Source organism: Eubacterium sp. (assembly GCF_057858645.1).
Window position 1 is genome coordinate 1 of sequence record NZ_DBLZZO010000032.1, and the last position, 4,085, is coordinate 4,085.

The following is a 4,085-nucleotide window of genomic DNA, read 5'->3' on the forward strand; positions in this document are numbered from 1 at the left end:
GAGCAGTTAATATCATAAAGAAAAACTGTATGATTGGGAAGTGGTTTTTTCTACTTCCCATTTTTTTATTTATTTTTTGCCAACTAAAATTTTACACTAACAATAAAACATATTTTACTATATATTAGGTCTGTATATAAGGCACTTTTTCTTTCTATGTTAAACACATTTTTTATGGTTCTCTCGCATATGTATTCATACAAATTATTGCAAGTCATTTTGATTAATTGTATGCTTTGCCTTAAATTTAACTGCGTGTTTTCTCTTAAATTTATTTGATTGTTACTTTAAGAAATTAATGCTATAATTTCACATATATTGTTTGAAAAAAAACATAATATATACAAGATTGCAGTGTTGAAATGATTAGCACACCTGTGCACTCACTATATTAGTTGAAAAAGTTAAGCTACCATAGGTATTTCAACATGTACATCAAGAACAAATTTTTTACGATTGGAGATTCACATGAAAAAAGTTAGCAGGCTTTTTTTTAGAATATATGACTTTTGTTTCAGAATGGCAAAAGACAAAGTTGGCATTTATACAGCTCAGGCTTCTTTCTTTATTATTTTGTCAATTTTTCCTTTTTTGCTTCTGTTCCTTAATGTTTTAGGTATGACAAGTTTGGATTCTAACTACATAATTAGACTATTAAACTATTATGCGCCTGAAACCATTAAACCATTACTGGTACAAATTGTTGAAGAACTTTATACCCACGTTTCAGGAACTGCCATCTCAATTACAGCTATTATTGCTATTTGGTCAGCTTCTAAAGGGGTATTATCAGTAATGTTCGGCTTATATGAAATCAGCAAAATACATCAAAACCGAAACTATTTTATTTCAAGATTTATTTCTATGATTTATACAGTTTTCTTTGTAGTTGCAATTATTCTTACAATGGTTTTACTTGTATTTGGAAATAAAATTTTCACATTGCTTATTTCACTATTTCCGGTTTTAAAGAACATTACACTTCTAACATTAATGTTAAGATATTCTCTGTCTTTCATTATTTTAACAATATTCTTTATGACTATTTATAAATTTGCAAATATACGTCTTACAACATTTGCAAAATCAATACCGGGGGCAATGTTTAGCGCTCTTGGCTGGTTGGTTTTCTCTTATGTTTTTTCTTTGTATATTGATAATTTTGCAAACATGACTTATATGTATGGCAGTTTAACAGCCTTCATTATTCTTATGTTATGGGTTTATTTTTGTATTTATATTTTCTTTATCGGTGCAGAAATTAATAAAAAAATATACCCTGAAACTGAAGCAAAATATTTAGATACGAGTAATATTTTATAAATTTTATTGGATTGCATTTAAATATTATTAATTTTCATTTTGGAAATTATATATCTTTATTAAAAAAATTCTATATACTTTTATATGGAAAACCAAATATGGCAGATTATTTAGAAAGTTCTATCTTATGATAGAACTTTTTTAAAATGTAATCGTATGTGCGTCCATCCTTAGCCATTTCAATGGCAGCATTTTGACTCATGCCACTACCATGACCAAATCCACCACCCCAAATTATGTAATTATTTCCGGCTTTTTCTATATAAATAAACGCACTTGGTAGCATTGATATATTATTAACTTCACTTCCACCATTTAATTTTATTTTCATACCATAATGATATATATTTTTTCTAATATCACTTTGTCCTTTTATAATTATTTTTCCTTTGTTTCCATTAACTAAAATTTGTGATGCTATACCTCCAGTTCCTCTTTCTAAAATTTCAATCTTTTCTATTTTTCCCAGATTCTTTCTATATGTGGCACTAATAGTCTGACTAATTTCATTTGAAGTCAAAATAGTTTTCCACCTGTAAAATGGATATTTGTCTTCATACGATTTTATATTTTTTGTTATTATTTTTTTGAAGTTTTTTTCTTCAATAATATCTGTTTTATTTTTTGTAATATTCGTTCCTTGAAGGTATAGCTTTTTTTCTTTGCCCCATATCCTATAATCTGTAGTATAGCCACATGAAGTTGAAAAATAGTATGCGTTAATCAGTTCATTTTCATAAGTCATAACAATACCATTGGTTGCCTTAGCTGCTTTTTTTGTTTTATTATTTTCGCCAATTCGGTTATATACCTGATAAGATGTACTGTCATCTGCTATCGCATTATATTTTTTGTATTTTGACTTTGAGCATTTGAGTATATAGGTTCTGGCACAAACAGCCTGCGCTTTTAAAGCCTCCATAGGAGCTTCTCCACCTATTTCACTTGATACAACTTTTGAAATATAATCATCTACTGCTACCCGATTAACTATTACCATCCCTTTAGAAGTCTTATATATGTAAAAAGTTCCTGAATACACTGGGGAATTATGCTCAACATTATGGTTGGCCCACTCAATGTTATTAGAATAAATTTTTAGTACATTGTTCTTTTTGAACATGTAACTTTCTGTTGTAATTTCTATCTTTCTTTTATTTGTTTTGTTACTGTATTTTTTTCCATAGTAAACATTTAATGATTTTCCTTTTAATATAATTTTTTTCTGATAAATATTAGTATCAAAATTATTTGTAAGTAATATGTTTACGTACTTTCTTTTATATGTATTTAGATTAACTTTTCCTTTTGTTTCCTGTATTTTGGTAGTTTTTTCCAAGTTTTGATTTTTAGGAGTATCACTGTTAAATGCAGCATCAATTTTCATTACAGTTTCCTGACATTCATAGTTTAGAAAACATAAACTTACTACTAAAAATATAAGTATTGGTATTATAATTTTTTTCATTCTATACTCCCTTATATAATAAAATTAGTTACTATCCTAAAAGAATTTCTATTACAAAATAAGAATATCGCTGGCGACATTATACGCACCAAGTGCGTGTTGCCACGCAACTATTTTCTTTTCGCACCAGTGAGCATCCATAGTGGAACGTTTTATATAATAGAAATTTCCAAATAATTTCTATTATATAAAAAATTAAGCGTAGCATACATGGTATACTACGCTTTCTATTCTTTAGTAATACCCGAAATGCCGTCCTGTGTTTTGAGTCCTAGCAAACGCCAGGTGGGCAACCGCATCTAAAGTTACTGCCTTCCACTCACAAGGAGGCTTGACATCCCTTTAGAGATATAGGAATCCCTTTAATCAAACTGTAGGTTCAAAATTAACAGGTTTCAAACCAACATCTCAGGTAAGATTATTATAGTCTACTGAAAACAATTTTGCAATAATTTTTATTTTACAAAATATAGTTTTTTCTAATTTTTTTCTACTATTTCATCTTTATTTTTAAATATATGATTTTCAGGAATTACACCTCTTACACTTGACAATGGATAAATATTACAATGTCTGCCAATTACAGTTCCCGGATTTAAAACAGAGTTACAACCTACTTCAACGTAATCGCCAAGCATTGCCCCAAACTTCTTTAAACCGGTTTCAATTTGTTCGTCTTTTCCTTTGACAACAACTAATGTTTTATCAGATTTTACATTTGATGTAATTGAACCTGCTCCCATATGTGAATGTGTTCCTAAAATACTGTCTCCAACATAGTTATAATGCGGAACCTGTACTGTATTAAATAAAACAACATTCTTTAATTCTGTTGAATTACCTACAACGCAGTTTTTTCCAACAATTGCTTTTCCTCTAATAAAAGCTCCCGGTCTTACCTCTGTATCTGCATCAATAATTAATGGACCGTTTAATGTAGCAGTTTTTGCTACTGTTACTGATTTGTGAATCCAAATATTTTCTTCAGGATGGTCGAATTCATCCTGTGGAAGTGTTGGGCCTAATTTTAAAATAAACTGCTCGATGTCACCAAGAACCTCCCATGGATATGTTTTGTTTATAAATAAATCTGATGCGATTGTTTCGTTTAAATCGTACATGTCTTTTATTGTGTACATATTGTCTCCTTTCTTTCCATTAATATTAAGCGATTGTTATCGCTTAATATTTTGCAAATCTGTTTACATTAAGTGATTATTATGTCTATGAATTTACTTACATTAAGCGATTAGCGTTAATCACTTAATAGATGTTTAAATCTACTTACATTAAG

Annotated in this window: 3 protein-coding genes and 1 other RNA gene; 1 reads left to right on the forward strand and 3 read right to left on the reverse strand. The window is 29.0% G+C overall.

Features of this window, described 5'->3' with window-relative positions; translation table 11 throughout:
• Window positions 1–468 precede the first annotated feature (468 nt).
• Entirely contained in the window at window positions 469–1,323 is an 855-nt protein-coding gene (locus ACZM4J_RS10535; RefSeq protein ID WP_370846349.1) for a YihY/virulence factor BrkB family protein, read from the forward strand.
• A 106-nt stretch (window positions 1,324–1,429) separates the two neighbouring features.
• On the opposite strand, the gene ACZM4J_RS10540 is transcribed toward ACZM4J_RS10535, so the two are convergent.
• From ACZM4J_RS10540 to ACZM4J_RS10550, 3 genes are all read right to left on the reverse strand, one after another.
• Window positions 1,430–2,791 carry a SpoIID/LytB domain-containing protein gene (locus tag ACZM4J_RS10540; protein ID WP_428244727.1) on the reverse strand — a complete coding sequence of 454 codons (1,362 nt, stop codon included), beginning with the start codon at window positions 2,789–2,791 and terminating at the stop codon, window positions 1,430–1,432.
• Between the two features lie 237 nt (window positions 2,792–3,028).
• Window positions 3,029–3,209, reverse strand: a non-coding RNA gene (ssrS, locus tag ACZM4J_RS10545) — 6S RNA.
• A 61-nt stretch (window positions 3,210–3,270) separates the two neighbouring features.
• Window positions 3,271–3,930, reverse strand: coding sequence for an LbetaH domain-containing protein (locus ACZM4J_RS10550; protein WP_022166322.1), 660 nt, complete (start codon window positions 3,928–3,930; stop codon window positions 3,271–3,273).
• Between the last annotated feature and the right edge of the window lie 155 nt (window positions 3,931–4,085).